This window comes from Micromonospora sp. NPDC048898 (genome assembly GCF_043198035.1).
Taxonomy (GTDB): Bacteria; Actinomycetota; Actinomycetes; order Mycobacteriales; family Micromonosporaceae; genus Micromonospora.
In genome coordinates, this window is record NZ_JBICUF010000003.1 from 471484 (window position 1) to 486365 (window position 14882).

Genomic DNA, 14882 nt, shown 5'->3' on the forward strand with positions numbered 1-14882 from the left:
CGGGTCGGTGATCCGATCGTCACACGCTGCGGCGCCCACGACCACGGGGACGCCCCCGACATTCCGGCCGCCGGATCTCAGGGTGGGGTCAGGGTCGTGTCCTGAGGTCGCTCGGGCGCACCGGGCAGCAGGATCGAAGCATGACCGAGGAAACTGCCCCGCCGCCCCGACCGGGGTCGGCACAGCCGGGTGGTTCAGCACCACCCCCGCCCGCCGCGACGCCCGCCGAATGGACCGCGCCCAGCGCGTTCGGTCCGTACACCGGCCCCGGCCCGGACACCGGCAGCACGCCAGCCGACCCAGCCGGCGGCTACGCGCCGCCCACCGGGGGCCACTACCCGGGCCCGGGGTTCGCGGCCGGCACCGGCTACGGGGCCGGCGGCACGCCACCCGGGCCGGGTGGTCCGGGTCCGTCCGCGCCGCCGCCGTTCACCGGCACCGGTTTCACCTCACGGTACGGGTTGGTCCGGCCGCGCGAGGGGCGGTATCTGGCCGGTGTCTGCGCGGCGATCGGGCGAGCCACCAACACCGATCCGGTGCTCTGGCGGGTGTTGCTCGCGGTGCTCGGGTTCTTCGGTGGCATCGGCATCCTGGTGTACGTCGCCGCCTGGTTGATCATCCCGAACGAGGGCGACACCGCGTCCCCGATCGAGTCGATGCTCGGCCGCGGCCGTTCCAGCATGTCGCCGGTGACCGTCATCATCCTGGGCATCCTGGTCGCGGCCAGCTTCGGCTACATCGTCACCGACGCCTTCCGCGCGGTGCTGCTCGGCGCGGCCATCCTGGTCGCCGGCGCGCTGCTGCTCAACCGGGACAGCCGCGACCCACAGCCGGGCACCCCGGGAGGGCCGGCACCGTCCGGCAACCCGCCCGGCCCGGTCCCGCCGGTGACCTGGCCCGCGCCGTCGTACGACGTGCCGCCGTCGACCACCCCGCCGGCCACGACCACACCGGTGGTCAGCGGTGCTCCGGCGTACGCCGCCACGACCATGGCGGGGCCGCCCACCGTCACCACCCCGGCGTACGACGTACCGCCGGCCGCCGTGGCCCAGCCGGTGTCCGGGCAACCGGCCGACACGACTGTTGCCGGGGCCGGCTGGCCGGTCACCCACATGCCCAGCGCCGGGTGGCCGACGGCGCCGGTGACCGGCGCACCCGCTGCCGCGCCCGGCTATCCGGCCGCCGCCCCACCGTCCGGATACCGTCCCCCGTTCGCGCCGCACGGCCCGTATGCTTCGCCAGCCCCGGCCGCTGCCCGTCCGCCGAAGCCACCGAAGCCACCGAAGCGCCCCAAGGAACGTTCTCCGCTCGGCGCGGTGACCTTCTCCCTGATCTTCCTGGCCCTCGGTGTGGTCGCCCTGCTCGACCTGCTCGACGTCTTCGCCATCAGCGCCTCGGCGTACTTCGCGGCGGCGCTGGCCACGATCGGGCTGGGTCTGCTGGTCGGCACCTGGTTCGGGCGGGCCCGCTGGCTCATCGCGCTCGGTCTGGTGACCGCGGCGGCGCTGGGCACGGGGACTGTCGCCGAGTCCTACGACCGGATCCGCGGGGTCGACGGCGCGGTGACCTGGGCACCCACGGACTACCGCGATCTGGCCGACCGGTACGAGAACAGCTTCGGTGACGCCGTACTCGACCTGCGCGGGATCGACTTCGCGAAACGGGACAGCCAGGTGACGGTCGCCATCAACTTCGGCAAGGCGACGGTGGTCGTCCCGCCGAATGTGGACGTCACCACGGTGGCCGACGTCAACGCCGGTGACGCCACCATCTTCGGCAACCGTTCCGGCGGGCTGGACGGTCGCCTACAGGAGACCACCGACCTCGGCGTCGACGGTGCCGGCGGCGGCAAACTGCGCCTGTACATCCACGTAAACGCTGGCAACCTGGAGGTGACCCGGTGAAGGCTCACCGCACGGATCTGGTGTCGTTCGCCTTCGGGCTCGTGTTCCTGGCGCTGTCGGCCTGGTGGCTGCTCGCCCAGATACTCGGGTTCGCACTGCCGGCGGTCGGTTGGTTCCTGGCCAGCGCCCTCATCCTGATCGGGGTCTTCGGGCTGGTCGGCGCACTGCGCTCGGGTCGGTCGGGCCCGCCGAAGCAGACCGCCGAGGCCGGCGTCACCGAGGCTGGCGTCACCGAGGCCACCGCGCCCGTCTCCGGCGCGTCCGCTCCGGTTTCCGGTGCCGGCACGCCGACCTCCGGGCCGCCACTGCCGGTCTGGGAGGCTCAGCGCTCCACCTGGGACACTGCCCCGCCGGCAGCGACCCCACAGCCGTCGACCACCGAGGTACGACCGCCGGAGGCGCCGACCGCCGACGTGATCCACCCGGCCTGGCTGGCCCACCAGCCGTCGGAGCCGCAGACCGTTCCGATCCCCGGCCACTCCGACGAGCCGACCGTCGGGGTCGTCACCCGAACGACTCCGTCGGACGAGGACGAGCCGACCCGGCCCGACCAGCCGGCAGCCAGCACGGTCGGCGACCAGCCAGCAGCCAGCACGGTCGGCGACGAGCCGGGGGACGAGCGGGAGGGTCGGCGCGGAGCGGTCTGACCCCTCGGGTGCCGGCGGGCCTCGGCCACTCCAGCACCGCGGCGGTGCCGCTGGCACGGACGGGCGCATATGCTGGCCGGTGGAGATCTCGCCTCCGCCGGCCGGCCCGTCCCCGCCATGGCGGTCCCGCCGCGATTCCCGTCTCTACCCCCGTCAGGAGCCCGCCCGACATGACCCAGTCCCCCGCCGTGCGTACGACCGGCCGGTCCGGTCCGGTCCGCATCGGCGAGCGAGCCGCCCGTACCCTCGTCACCGAGCTGGCCCGGATCAACGACCCCAAGGCCGCCCTGCTGGTCGGGGCGGGCCCGGAGTCCGCGGTGCTGGCCGCGGCGATCGAGGCGCTGCTCCCCGGTGACCGGCTCACCGTGGTGCCCGCCGAGCCGTTCGGCGCTGCCGCGCTCCGCGAGCACGTCAACGCCCAGGGCCGCTGGGTCGCCGACCGGGTGGGCGTCGTCGACTCCCTGGCCGAGGCCGAAGCCGCCGAGGTCGTCATCGCCGGCGAGGTCTTCAGCGGCACCGCCGAGGAGACCCGCAGCGGCATCGAGGGCCTGGCCAAATACCTGTCCGACGGTGCGGTGCTGAGCGTGGCGACCACCGCCACGCCCGGCCGGACCAGCGGCGCCGCCGCGGAGCTGGCTCGGCAGGACGCCCTCTACGGTGTCGGTGCCGACCTGGTGCTGCGCAACTCACCACCGGTCCGGGTCTACCGACTGCGATTCACCCCGGCCAGTCCCGCCACGGCAGACAGGTTGGCCCCCGCGTACCGGCCGTCGAGCGTGCCGCTGACCCGCGGCATGCACATCGACTCCAACGGCGTGGCCGCTGCCGGCATCTCACTGGGCCTTGCCGCGCTGGCCCGGGTGGCGCGTCCGTCGTCCAAGCTCTGGCTGCTGCCGGCGCTGGCCGCCGGGCCGGTCGCCGCGTTCTTCCGGGACCCGGAACGCGATGTACCGGAAGACCCGACCGCGGTGGTCGCCAGCGCGGACGGCAAGGTCCTGTCGGTGCAGCGGCTGCACGACGAGCGTTTCGGCGACGGCGAGTGGCTGCGGGTCGCCGTCTTCCTGTCGGTGCTGGACGTACACGTCAACCGTTCCCCGGTCGCGGGCAAGGTGGTGGACTACTTCGTCGCCGATGGCGGCTTCGTCAACGCGATGAAACCGGACGCCGAGCACAACGTCGCGGCGTACACGGTGCTGGACACCGCCCGCGGCACGGTGGTGGTCGCGCAGCGCACCGGGCTGATCGCCCGCCGGATCGTGCAGCGCGCGCCGATCGGCGCGCTGCTGGCCAGGGGCGAGCGCTTCGGGCTGATCCGTTTCGGCTCGCGGACCGACGTCTACCTCCCCGCCGACGCCGCGGACCCGCTGGTCGGGCCGGGCGACAAGGTGGTGGGCGGGTCCACGGTGATCGCCCGCTGGCGCTGACCCACAGACGAAGAACGGGGCGCCGCTGTCCGCGGCGCCCCGTTCTTTATGTCGAAATCAGGCGGTACGACGCTGCCGCAGCCAGAGCACCGGCCCGCTGACCAGGTAACCCACCACGATCAGCGCGAACGTGAGCCGGATGTCGACAAGCGCACCGATCACCGGGGCCAGCCACAGCCACGGCGGCAGCTTCACCAGGCGGGCGAGCTTGGCGTACGGGAAGCTGGAGACCATCGCGAAGGCGAGCAGCGCGACCCCGGCGACCAGCACGGCACCGGGCACCGGCAGGCCGATCGCCACCGTCACGGCGAGCACCGCAGCCGCCATCGTGGTGGGCACCCCGCAGAAGAAACGGCCGTCCTTCGGCGAGACGTTGAAGCGGGCCAGTCGAATCGCGGCACACGCCGCGACCAGGGCGCACGCCACCGCAGCCGCGGCCGTGGAAACGGAGCCGGCGAGCGAGGCGTAGACCACGACCGGTGCGGCAAGGCCGAACGAGCACATGTCGGCAAGTGAGTCCATCTGCGCGCCGAACGGGCTGGCCACGCCCAGTCGACGGGCCAGTGCGCCGTCCAGACCATCGAAGCCGACGCAGGCGATCAGGCAGAGCGCGGCGAGACGAACCTCGCCCTGCATGGCCAGGAAGATGGCCAGCATGCCCAGCATCAGGCTGGCCAGCGTGCAGGCGTTGACCAGACCGAACTTCACCCGGCGGGCGATGGTGCGCTCGCCGGGAAGCAGTGGGATCGACCGCGACGAAGCCTCGTCGACGGGCGTCATGGGCGGCATCGCCGGACTGACCGGGATGATCGCCTCGATCTCGGCTCGACCGACACCCAGAGCCGGACGGCTCAGCCGGTCCAGGCCGTAGCGGCGACGCTGCCGGTCGGCGTACCGATGCTCGGTCGGGGTCATGTTGGTCGCGTGCAGGTCGCCGTCGCGGCGACCGACGCGGACCAACAGCACCTGGCGGGCGAATGTGCTGCTGCGGCGCAACGGGCCCGCCCAGCGACGCCCTGCGGGGCGCGGACTGTCAGTAGTACGACGCCGGCGCCATGGGGCTCTCGGCACGTTTCCTCCATCACCGGATCGGCTGGCCGCCGCGGGGCGGGTGTCCGGCTGTCTCGTGCCGGACCGTGCGTGGCCCGGCAGCCGTTTTGCGCGGAGTACACCATCGCATAGGGGGACATGGCTTGGCGATAGCTGCCGGCGGTGCTGATAACTGGTCTAAACCGCGCGAACCGCTCGCTTATTCCCATCCCGGGCTTCATCGCCCGTTTCCTCCATCATTCCCGCCTTTGACTGTACCGGAGGGTCACCAACTCGGCTCATCGAGCGGAGTGCTATCGGCCACTCTGTCCGATTGCCGAGGCAGCGATCTCGCTCAGCGGCAGGTCGAGAGCCTGCTCGCGGGTGAACCATCCAGCCCGAGCCGTCGAACCTCCGGCGGACTCGGTGACCACCGCGGCAGTGGGTACGTCCACCAGCACCCGATAGATCACCCGTACGCCATGCCAGTCCAGAGGACGGCCCTCCGGGCCGAGCGCGGCAGGATTGTGCAGGTTGTCCACACCGAGGATCTCCCCCACCCGGCCCCGCTGACCACCCTCCTCGACCAACTCCCGGAGCAGACCGGTGGCCGGTTGCTCGCCATGATCGGTCCCACCGCCGGGCAGGTGCCACAGGCCAGCCCCGGGATACCCGGCCGCGATCTCGGTCAGCAGGATCCGCCCAGCCGGATCGGTGACCAGCCCGTACGCCCCGAAGCGCAGCCTGCGGTCGGGATGCGCCGGCGGAAACGACTCAGCCGACCGCGTTGCGGGCGGTAGCGGGGTGACCGGCAGACCGAGCACCTCGGCGGTGAACGGCGTCAGCGGCACCCGCGCCGCCTCCTCCAGGGTGAGCCAGCGCACCTCGTCGACCGCGCCACCCCCGGCGCCGTCGCGCAGTAGGCCGTCGTGCGGTGCGCCGTCACGCCGAACAGCGTCGTGCGGTGCGCCGTCGTGCGGTGCGCCGTCGTGCCGAACGGCGTCGTGCGGTGTGCCGTCGTGCGCGGCAAGCTCGAACAGCAGCCGGTCGGTGTGCAGAGCGACGGCGTCCTCCGGGTAGGTGACCACGTCGGCGACCACCGCCCGGAGCCGGCCGACCGCCACGGTCAACCCGGCCTGCTCGGCGAACTCACGGACCACGGCGTGCTCCGGGTGCTCGGCGTGCGCCACAGAACCACCGGGCAGCCGCCACATCCCCGGGAACTCACCCTCGACCCCGTCCCGGACCACCAGGACCCGACCCGAATCCCACAAAACGCCATAAACGCCAACCCGCCGCAAAAGGTCCATCCCCACCAACCCCGCTCCCCCGCCAACCCATCCGACCACCGCCCGGCCCAACCGCCCCGGCCCAACCGCCCCGGCCAGCCCGCCCGGCCAGCCCGCCCGGCCAACCCGCCCGTCGATCATGAGGTTATTGCCATCCATCTCGGGGCGTCCTGACAATAACCTCATGATCGACGCAGGAAGTCCGGAGGTCCGCGCAGAGGGCGTCCGTTTTGGCCACTACGTCCGCTCTGTGACTGGCCGGCTTTGGCGCAGGAGACTGCTCTCGCGATGATCGACTCGGGTTCATGAATGTCGGGGCATCCGGGGCGCTGGGACACCGCGACATCAGGAAAACGGAGTCGATCATCCGGCCCGTGCCACTTCTTGGGACTCCTCGGCGATCCGCGTCCCTTGGAGGTCTGGACAGCCGCCGAACCACCCGACTCCCGACGCCTGGCACCCCGGCCAGATGAGCTGCTCGCAGCGAGCAGCACCGCCGGAGACCTCCCGCCGGCACGCACCACCGCCGGCCAACCCCGCACCCAGCACGCACCACCGCCGGCCAAGCGCCCGCCCATCAACAACACCGGCCAGCCGCCCGCGCAGCACACCCCACCGGCCAAGCGCCCGCGCAGCACACAGCCGCCCGCCGCAAGCACACACCACCGCCCGCCCAGCCCACAGCCGCCCGCGCAAGCACAGACCACCGGCCAAGCGCCCACCCAGGCCACCGGCCGTGCGACCCGCTCCGAGGCGGAGCGGGGCCGGCGGATCAGGTGAGCTGGGCGGCCTGGACCGCTTCGGCTGTCACTTCCGTGAGGTGGTGGGTGGGGAGAGCGCCGAGCTCCTCGCGGGCGAACCAGCGGGCTTCGCAGGTGGAGCCACCGACGTCGGCCACGGTCAGCGGGTTGGGCTGGTCGACCACGACCCGGTAGAAGGCACGCACCCCGTGCCAGTCGATCGGGTAGCCCTCGGGGCCGAGCGACGCGGCGTCCCGGTGGCTGGCCACGCCGAGCAGCTCGACCAGGCGCCCGGTCTGCCCGGTCTCCTCGACCAATTCGCGGATCAGCGCCGCGCCGGGCTGCTCGCCGTAGTCGGTGCCGCCGCCGGGCAGGTGCCAGCAGCCGGCGCCCGGGTAGCCGTCGGAAACCCTGGTGAGCAGCACTCGGCCGGCCGGGTCGGTGCACACCGCGTACGCGGCGAAGCGCTGCGCCCGGTGCAGCCCGTCGGGGCCGGGCACCGCGTAGAAGGAGGGGAATTCGGGTGCCTCGTCGGGGACCACGTCGGCGGAGGACGCGGGCAGCCCGAGGGCACGTGCGGTGAACGAGCGCAGCGGCAGCTCGCGCGCCTCGTCGAGGGTGTACCAGCGGGCCAGGTCGGTGGGGCGCTCGCCGACCCGGTCGGCGAGCGTGCCGCCGCGGACCGCCACCCGGTAGATCAGCCGGTCGGTGTGGATGGTGATGCCGCGCTCCGGCAGCGCCCGCATGTCGGCGAGGACGTCGGCCAGGCCCGAGACGGCGACCGAGAGGCCGGTCTCGGCGGCGGTTTCGCGGACCACCGTGTGGTGGGGGTCCTCGCCGTGGTCGACCGCCCCGCCGGGCAGGGACCACGTGCCGGGGGTGCCGGAACGCTCCGAGGCGCGAACCAGCAGGAATCGGCCTGTCGAATCAGCACAGACTGCGTATGCCGCGATCCTGCGGAGCGGCTCCAGCAAGGTGGTCACGAAAGCAAATTCTCCCCCGGCCTGGTTACCGGGACGGAAAAGAGTCGGATTCCTGACTGTCTGGCCCCGATCAGGGATTGGTCAGGGTAAGGATCCGGGCGGTCACCGAGGGCGGGGCGGGCACCGGCGCGGACCGTGGAGTCATGACATCCACCACCGCTCCCCGCGCCCCGTACAAGCAGCTCCGTCGACCCACCACCGACCGCATGGTGGCCGGAGTCGCGAGCGGCGTCGGCCGCTACTTCGCCGTCGACCCCACACTGGTCCGGGTGGCCTTCGCGGTCACCGGCCTGCTCACCGGCGGGCTCGCGCTGCTCGCGTACCCGATCATGTGGTTCCTGATGCCCGAGGAGCCCACCGGCGCGCCGGCCTGGCCGCACTCGGCGGGCGCCGCGCCGCAGGCGGGCCCGCCGCCGACCGCCGGGCCCGCGCCGGGCGGGCCGATGCCGGGGTACGCCCCGACGCCGCCCTACCCGCCGACGACCCCGTTCCCCGCGCCGGCGAGCCCGCCGCACAACCCGCACGACAGCAGCCTGCCGCCGGCCGCGTGAGCGGCGGTCACTCCCACTCGATGGTGCCCGGTGGCTTGCTCGTCACGTCCAGCACCACCCGGTTGACCTCGGCCACCTCGTTGGTGATCCGGGTCGAGATCCGGGCCACCACCTCGTAGGGCAGTCGTGACCAGTCGGCGGTCATGGCGTCCTCGCTGGAGACGGGACGCAGCACCACGGGGTGCCCGTAGCTGCGCCCGTCTCCCTGCACACCGACGCTGCGTACGTCGGCGAGCAGCACCACCGGGAACTGCCAGACGCCCCGGTCCAGGCCGGCGGCGGTCAGCTCCTCGCGGGCGATCAGGTCGGCCTCGCGCAGCAGGTCGAGGCGCTGCTGGTCGACCGCGCCGATGATCCGGATGGCCAGGCCGGGGCCCGGGAACGGGTGCCGCCAGACCATCGCCTCGGGCAGGCCCAACTCCAGGCCGAGCGCGCGGACCTCGTCCTTGAACAGGGTGCGCAGCGGCTCGACGAGCGCGAACTTCAGGTCCTCCGGCAGGCCGCCGACGTTGTGGTGGCTCTTGATGTTGGCGGTGCCGGTGCCGCCGCCGGACTCGACCACGTCGGGGTAGAGGGTGCCCTGGACCAGGAACTCCACGTCGCCGTGCGAGGCGATCTCGCGGGCCGCGGCCTCGAAGACCCGAATGAACTCCCGACCGATGATCTTGCGCTTCTGCTCCGGGTCGGTCACCCCGGCCAGCGCGCCGAGGAACCGGTCGGCCGCGTCGACCACCTTCAGCTTGATGCCGGTGGCGGCGACGTAGTCCTTCTCCACCTGCTCGGCCTCGCCGGCACGCAGCAGGCCGTGGTCGACGAAGACGCAGGTGAGCTGGTCACCTACCGCCTTGTGCACGAGCGCGGCGGCGACCGCGGAGTCCACCCCGCCGGACAGGCCGCAGATGACCTCCTTGTCGCCGACCTGGGCGCGGATCCGGGCAACCTGCTCGTCGATGATGTTCTCGGGCGTCCAGGTCGGCTCGATGCCGGCGATGTCGTACAGGAAGCGGGTCAGCATCTCCTGACCGTGCGAGGTGTGGCCGACCTCCGGGTGGAACTGCACACCGGCGCGACGCCCGGCCAGGTCCTCGAAGGCGGCCACCGGAGCGCCCGCCGACTCGGCGGTCACCGTGAAACCCTCGGGCGCCGCGGTGACGGCGTCGCCGTGGCTCATCCAGACCGGCAGGTCCGCCGGCAGGTCGCGCAGCAGCACACCGGGGTCGAGCAGGCGGGGGCGCAGCGGCGTGCCACCGTACTCCCGGTTGCCGGTCCTCGCGACAGTGCCGCCGAGCGCCTGGGCCATCGCCTGGAAGCCGTAGCAGATGCCGAAGACCGGCACGTCGGCGGTGAACACGCCCGCGTCGATCTGCGGCGCGTCCGGCGCGTAGACGCTGGACGGGCCACCGGAGAGGATGATCGCGGCGGGGTTCTTCGCCAGCATCTCGGCGATCGGCATCGAGTGCGGCACGATCTCGGAGTAGACCTTCGCCTCGCGGACCCGGCGCGCGATGAGCTGGGCGTACTGGGCTCCGAAGTCCACCACGAGGACGGGGCGAGGCAGGCTCATGTGCACAAAGCCTACCGAGTGTCACGGCCGAAGCGCGCCCGGGGCGTTCGTCGGGACTGCCGGGTCTTTCGGGGGTACGGGGGTCAGCCGGCGGTACGGGGGCCTGGGGGCGGTCTGGGGTCTTCCTCCCCCCTGTTGGGCCAGAAGGACATCGCCCGTTCCGCCTGGGCGGTGATCGTCAGCGAGGGGTTCACGCCGAGGTTGGCCGAGACCGCCGCGCCGTCGACCACGTGCAGCCCCGGGTGCCCGTAGACCCGGTGCCAGGGGTCGATCACCCCGTCGGCCGGTGTCGCCCCGATCACCGCCCCGCCCAGGATGTGTGCGGTCATCGGGATGTCGAACGCGCGGTGACACTGCCGCCGAAGCCGGACCCGATGACGACCACGTCGTACCGCATGGAGGCATCATTACCCGCCAGTAGCAGTCGCGCCAGCGGCAGTTCTGCGCGATCATGCACCGGCCAACCCGACCCGACACCTCCCGGGCCGCAACCCGGGGTACCTGTCGGAGCGTTGTTCCCCCGACGGGTGGAAGGAATCCAAGATGATCCTCGGGTCGATGGCACCGCGCCGGCGGTGGTTGCTGCTGGGCCTGGCGGCTCTCGCCGCCGTCGCGTTGATCGCGGGCGGCGCGGTGGTGATCACCCGACTGACCGGCGACAGCAAACCCGACGCTCCGGTGGCCGGCTCGCCGACCCCGTCGCCAGTCGGCACGCCCACACCCAGTCCGAGCGGCCCACCGCCGGGCGCGAACATCACCGGCCCGCTCAACCTGCTGCTGGTCGGGGTGGACACCCGGGTCAGCGTGCCCGGGTGGGAGCCGCACGCGGACGCGGTGCTGGTGCTGCACGTACCCAGGGGTCTGGGGCAGGCGTACCTCTTCTCGCTCCCCCGCGACCTGCTGGTGGACATCCCGGCGTTTCCGAAGGCCGGCTACAAGGGCGGCAAGACCAAGCTCACGCACGCCATGAGCTTCGGTAGCCGGGTGCCGGGCAAACCCAAACAACCAAGCACCGCCCAGGGGTACGAGCTGCTGCGCAGCACGGTCAGCGGCTACACCGGGCTGCGCATCGACGCGGGCGCGGTGCTCACGTTCAACGGGTTCGACCGGCTGGTCGACGCACTGGGCGGGGTGGACATCTACGTCGACCAGCGGGTCGCCTCGATGCACCGCCGACCGGACGGCAAGTACCGGGAGAGCGCACCCGGCGGATACAAGGGGCCGCAGCAGGTCTACGAGAAGGGCAACCAGCACCTCAACGGCTGGCAGGCGCTCGACTACGCGCGGCAGCGCTACATCACCGGCGGCGACTACGCCCGGCAGCGCCACCAGCAGCAGCTGATCCGGGCACTGACCCGCAAGATCCTGGACGAGGGCCTGGCCCGGCAACCGGAGCGGGTCGACCAGGTGGTCGCCGCGCTCGGCGACACCCTCGTGTACGTGGGTGGGCCTCGGATCGTCGACTTCGCGTACGCCCTGGGTGGGGTGCCGCAGGACCGCTTCACGCTCGTCGGCCTGCCCGGTTCCGGTGTCGGCAAGGGCAGCGCCTACCGCGGTGAACAGCTGACCAAGGAGGGCCGCACGTTCCTCACCGAACTCCGCGCCGGGCGCGCCGACGCCTACCTGGCGGCCCACCCCGCCCTGGTCGTCAAGAACTGACCCCGGTCAGAGCCGCTTGGGCAGGGCGGGCCGCTGGGTGCCGTAGAGCCAGGCGTCGAAGAGCGCGTCGAGCTGCTTGCCGGAGACGCGCTCGGCGAGGGCCACGAACTCGGCAGTGGTGGCGGTGCCGTTGCGCTTCTCCGCGGCCCAGGCCCTGACGATCTGGAAGAACACCTTGTCACCGACGGCCACCCGCAGGGCGTGCAGAGTCATGCCGCCGCGCTGGTAGACCGACTCGCTGAACAGCTCCTTCGCCCCCGGCTTGCCCGGCGGCGTCTTCCACAGCTTCGCGGACGCCCCGGCGTACCGACTGTCGAACGCCGCCTTGGCTGTCGACTTCCTGGTGTGCTCGGCCCAGAGCCACTCCGCGTACGTCGCGAAGCCCTCGTTGAGCCAGATGTCCTCCCACTTGCCCAGGGAGACGCTGTCCCCGAACCACTGGTGCGCCAGCTCGTGGGCGACCACCTCGGTGTTCACGCCCTGCCGGAAGAAACCCGCGGAGTAGACCGGGCGGCTCTGCGTCTCCAGGGCATAGGAGATCCGGTTGTCGGAGACCACCACACCGCCGTACGCGTCGAACGGGTACGGCCCGAACACCGTCTCCAGGTAGTCGGCGACCTTGGTGGTCTCGGCGATCGACGAATCCGCGGAACCGTTGGCCGCGATCGCGACGGCACTGTAGACCGGCTTGCCCCGGTGCGTGGCCGTGGTGATCCGGAACTGGCCGATCACCAGCGTGCTCAGATAGCTGGCCATCGGCGACTTCTCCGACCACTTCCAGGTGGTCCAACCGTCCTTGCTGGCCTTACCGCCGGGTACGCCGTTGCTGACCGCGGTGAGACCGTCGGGGACGGTGACCTCGAAGTCGTACGTCGCCTTGTCGGACGGGTGGTCGTTGACCGGGTACCAGGTGCTCGCCGACTCGGGCTGCCCCAGGGCGATGGCACCGTCGGGGGTGTGCAGGAACCCACCCTCGCCGAGGGTCTCGTTCCGCAGCGGCTTCGGCACGCCCTCGTAGGCGATCTCGGCGACGAACCCGTTGCCGTTGACCAGGCCCGAGGCTGGCCTGATCACCAGCTCGTTGCGCTCCCGGCGGTGGGTTGCCGGTGCGCCGTCCACGGTGACCGCGGTGACGGTCAGGCCGGCCAGGTCGAGGTTGAACGTCGACAGGTCGGCCGTCGCGGTGGCCTGCACGGTGGCCGTACCGGCGAGGTGGTCCTTCGCGGGGTCGTAGCGCACCTTGACCGCGTACCGTGCGACGTCGTAGCCGCCGTTGCCGTAGCTCGGGAAGTAGGCGTCGCCGGCTCCGGGCGCGCCAGCGGTGAACGTCCGCGACGGCGTGGGGGACGCGCTCGGCGACGGCGCCGCCTCGGTGCCCGTCGAGTCGCATCCGGAAAGGACGAGTGCCCCGGCCACCAGCAGAGCCGCGCCCACCCGCAGTCTGCGCCGCGTCACCCGCATCCCACACCCTCCCCGTGCCGGCCTACGCCGCTCGCCGCGAGCGGGCCTGTCCCCGCCGTCCCCGGGCGGCAGCATATCGACAGGCCATCACGGCGCCGTCACGGCAGTGTGGGCGCCGACCCGCCCGCCAACCAGGCGTCGAAGAGCGGTCGGAGCTGCCGACCCGCCACCCGCTCGGCCAGTGCGACCAGGTCCCCGGTGGTCGCGTTGGCCGCCGCCCGCTCCGTGGTCCAGGTACGCAGGATGCGGAAGAACGTGTCGTCACCGACGGTCCGTCGCAACGCGTGCACGGCGAGCGCGCCGCGCTTGTAGACGGCCGCGCCGAACATCCGTTCCCGCCCCGGCTCGACCGACGGCTGCGACCAGTCGGTGGCCGCGTACTGGAGCTCGAAGTTGCGCTGGGCGGTGCGACCGCCGTCGTGTTCCTCCCACAGCCACTCGGCGTAGCTGGCGAAGCCCTCGTTCAGCCAGATGTCGCTCCACCTGCCCACCGACACGCTGTCGCCGAACCACTGGTGCGCCAACTCGTGCGCGACGACACCCGGATTGGGACGCTCGTCGGGAAAGAACGCGGGCCCGTAGACCGGGCGGGACTGGGTTTCCAGCGCGTACCCGATCCGGTCGTCGGCGACCGCGATCCCACCGTACGAGTCGAACGGGTACGGGCCGAAGCGGCTGGCCAGGAAGTCGGCGATCGCACCGGTGCGGGCCAGGGAGCTGGCCGCGCCGCCGGCCGGGGGCAGGCTCGCCGCCACCGCCGTGACCATCGGCCGGCCGGCGTGCGTGGCCGTCTCCACCCGGTAGTCGCCGATCACCAGCGTGCTCAGGTAGCTGGCCATCGGGGTGCGCTCCGACCAGCGCCAGGTGGTCCAACCGTCGGCGCTGCTCTTCGGCCCGGGCACTCCGTTGCTCAGCGCGGCCAGCCCGTCCGGGACGGCCACCGCCAGGTCGAAGCTGGCCTTGTCGGACGGGTGATCGTTGACCGGGAACCAGGTGGCGGCCGAGTCGGGTTGGCCGAGCGCTACCGCGCCGTCGGCGGTGTGCAGGAAGCCGCCACTGCCCAACGGCCCGTCGACAACGGCGGTGGGCACGCCCGCGTACTCGACGGTCACGGTGAACTGCTGGCCGTGCGGAAGCCCGTCGCGCGGGGTCACCACCAACTCGCCGTCGTCGCGACGGTGCTCGGCCCACTCGTCGCCCACCCGGACGGCGCTGACGGCCAGACCGGCCAGGTCCAGATTGAACCGGGACAGGTTCTGGGTGGCCGTGGCGGTGATGACGGCTCGGCCGGTCAGCCGGTCGGTCGACGGGTCGTAGCGGACGTCCAGGCCGTAGTGCGAGACGTCGTAGCCGCCGTTGCCGCGACCCGGCACGTACGGGTCACCGGCGTCGGCCGCGCCCGGTCGGAACCCGTCGGGTTGCGCACCCGTACAACCGGCCAACACCAGCCCGAGGACGCAGGTCAGCGCGGCGGCGAGCCGGGTGCCGGCGGGTGTCCATCCGGTCCGGACCATGCAGACTCCTCCCGCGCGGGGTCCCCGGTCAGGACGAGCGTAGCCAGCGGCACCGGCCCGACGAGCGGCCTTCGTTGGATTCCCGGGCAACGCACCGGAAGGCCGACCCCGCACCGC

The 14882-nt window shown here is 72.4% G+C and carries 11 protein-coding genes and 1 pseudogene; 5 read left to right on the forward strand and 7 right to left on the reverse strand.

Annotation, left to right across the window (positions count from 1 at the left end; translation table 11 throughout):
• The first annotated feature begins 140 nt into the window (after nt 1-140).
• The 3 genes from ACGFIQ_RS12475 to ACGFIQ_RS12485 all read left to right on the forward strand — a co-directional run bounded on the left by ACGFIQ_RS12475 (nt 141) and on the right by ACGFIQ_RS12485 (nt 3975).
• On the forward strand, nt 141-1904 hold the full coding sequence (locus ACGFIQ_RS12475; protein WP_393243013.1) for a PspC domain-containing protein: 1764 nt from the start codon (nt 141-143) through the stop codon (nt 1902-1904).
• Nucleotides 1901-2551, forward strand: coding sequence for a hypothetical protein (locus tag ACGFIQ_RS12480; protein WP_393243015.1), 651 nt, complete (start codon nt 1901-1903; stop codon nt 2549-2551). Before ACGFIQ_RS12475 ends, ACGFIQ_RS12480 begins: the two co-directional genes overlap by 4 nt.
• A gap of 170 nt (nt 2552-2721) precedes the next feature.
• A complete protein-coding gene (locus ACGFIQ_RS12485) occupies nt 2722-3975 on the forward strand; it encodes a phosphatidylserine decarboxylase (RefSeq protein ID WP_393243017.1) in 1254 nt (417 codons plus the stop codon).
• A gap of 57 nt (nt 3976-4032) precedes the next feature.
• On the opposite strand, the gene ACGFIQ_RS12490 is transcribed toward ACGFIQ_RS12485, so the two are convergent.
• The 3 genes from ACGFIQ_RS12490 to ACGFIQ_RS12500 form a co-directional block, all read right to left on the reverse strand.
• Nucleotides 4033-4971 carry a CDP-alcohol phosphatidyltransferase family protein gene (locus tag ACGFIQ_RS12490; protein ID WP_393243019.1) on the reverse strand — a complete coding sequence of 313 codons (939 nt, stop codon included), beginning with the start codon at nt 4969-4971 and terminating at the stop codon, nt 4033-4035.
• A gap of 347 nt (nt 4972-5318) precedes the next feature.
• Complete coding sequence (locus tag ACGFIQ_RS12495) at nt 5319-6314, reverse strand: NUDIX hydrolase (protein ID WP_393243208.1); 996 nt, start codon at nt 6312-6314, stop codon at nt 5319-5321.
• A 751-nt stretch (nt 6315-7065) separates the two neighbouring features.
• Nucleotides 7066-8016 (reverse strand): NUDIX hydrolase, encoded by a 951-nt coding sequence (locus tag ACGFIQ_RS12500; protein ID WP_393243021.1) that lies wholly within the window; start codon nt 8014-8016, stop codon nt 7066-7068.
• Between the two features lie 143 nt (nt 8017-8159).
• Here ACGFIQ_RS12500 and ACGFIQ_RS12505 point away from each other — a divergent pair, with 143 nt between their 5' ends.
• Nucleotides 8160-8567, forward strand: coding sequence for a PspC domain-containing protein (locus ACGFIQ_RS12505; RefSeq protein ID WP_393243023.1), 408 nt, complete (start codon nt 8160-8162; stop codon nt 8565-8567).
• Between the two features lie 7 nt (nt 8568-8574).
• Here ACGFIQ_RS12505 and guaA read toward each other — a convergent pair whose 3' ends face one another.
• Both guaA and ACGFIQ_RS12515 read right to left on the reverse strand, forming a co-directional pair.
• Complete coding sequence (guaA, locus tag ACGFIQ_RS12510) at nt 8575-10131, reverse strand: glutamine-hydrolyzing GMP synthase (RefSeq protein WP_357067627.1); 1557 nt, start codon at nt 10129-10131, stop codon at nt 8575-8577.
• Between the two features lie 21 nt (nt 10132-10152).
• Nucleotides 10153-10472: pseudogene (locus ACGFIQ_RS12515) on the reverse strand (GMC oxidoreductase); the annotation flags it as partial.
• Nucleotides 10473-10674: 202 nt separating this feature from the next.
• On the opposite strand from ACGFIQ_RS12515, the gene ACGFIQ_RS12520 reads away from it, so the two are divergent.
• A complete protein-coding gene (locus ACGFIQ_RS12520) occupies nt 10675-11790 on the forward strand; it encodes an LCP family protein (protein WP_393243025.1) in 1116 nt (371 codons plus the stop codon).
• A 6-nt stretch (nt 11791-11796) separates the two neighbouring features.
• On the opposite strand, the gene ACGFIQ_RS12525 is transcribed toward ACGFIQ_RS12520, so the two are convergent.
• Together ACGFIQ_RS12525 and ACGFIQ_RS12530 are read right to left on the reverse strand one after the other, a co-directional pair.
• On the reverse strand, nt 11797-13251 hold the full coding sequence (locus tag ACGFIQ_RS12525; protein WP_393243027.1) for a M1 family metallopeptidase: 1455 nt from the start codon (nt 13249-13251) through the stop codon (nt 11797-11799).
• A gap of 98 nt (nt 13252-13349) precedes the next feature.
• Nucleotides 13350-14765 carry a M1 family metallopeptidase gene (locus tag ACGFIQ_RS12530; RefSeq protein WP_393243029.1) on the reverse strand — a complete coding sequence of 472 codons (1416 nt, stop codon included), beginning with the start codon at nt 14763-14765 and terminating at the stop codon, nt 13350-13352.
• Nucleotides 14766-14882 lie beyond the last annotated feature (117 nt).